The organism is Motilibacter aurantiacus (genome assembly GCF_011250645.1).
GTDB classification, from domain to species: domain Bacteria; phylum Actinomycetota; class Actinomycetes; order Motilibacterales; family Motilibacteraceae; genus Motilibacter_A; species Motilibacter_A aurantiacus.
This window is the reverse complement of record NZ_JAANNO010000043.1, coordinates 1-710: the sequence shown is the minus strand read 5'-3', so window position 1 is coordinate 710 and position 710 is coordinate 1. Positions and strand designations below refer to the sequence as shown.

At 73.8% G+C, this 710-nt stretch carries 1 pseudogene; it reads right to left on the bottom strand.

The features are described from left to right. A pseudogene (locus G9H72_RS20745) lies at positions 1-710 on the bottom strand (hypothetical protein); the annotation flags it as partial.

Sequence of the window (710 nt, the reverse complement as noted above, 5' to 3'; positions counted from 1 at the left end):
GCAGCTCCGTGTCGGCGGCCGCTGCCACCGTCGCGGCGACGACCGGGGCCGGCGTGCCGCGCAGTGCCGCGAGCACGTCCTCGCCCGTCTTCACGAGGGCCGCTCGCAGGGCGACGTCGTCGACGCGCTGCTTGGCCCGGTCGACGAACGACTGGACGTAGGAAGCCGCCTTCGTTTTATCGCCCCTGCCGTACGCCTCCGCCGCCCGCTCGAGCCGGTCGAGCAGCAGAGTCGCCGTGCCCGGGCTCGCCGTGCCCCCGGCGCGTGCCGCACGCACCTGTGCCTGCGCTGCCGCGAGCAGCGCGTCCACCGTCACGGCCGGCGGCGGGGGCGTGGAAGCCTTGCCCGACAGGTCGAGCTCGGGCGAGCCGACGGTCCCGAACCACCTCCTGACCTGCTCGGGGTCCTTGGTGAAGGTCAGGGCCAGTTGCAGCAGGACGCGCGCCTTCTGCGGGGTCAGGTCCTGGCCGCCGATGACGTTGGGCGTACCGTCCGCGACGTAGACCGAGCCGTCACCGGTACGCGTCGTGGAGACGAAGACCACGTCCTGGTTCGCGATCGCGGCCGCGCGCAGGGCCGACTGCTCGGTCGAGACCCCACCCGCGCCGTGGCCCGCGGTGACGATGCCGTCGACGTCGGCATCCTCGGCCAGGGCCTCGATCGGCGTCCCGTCGGCCTCCAGGTAGGCGTAGACGACCTCGGCCTTCGCG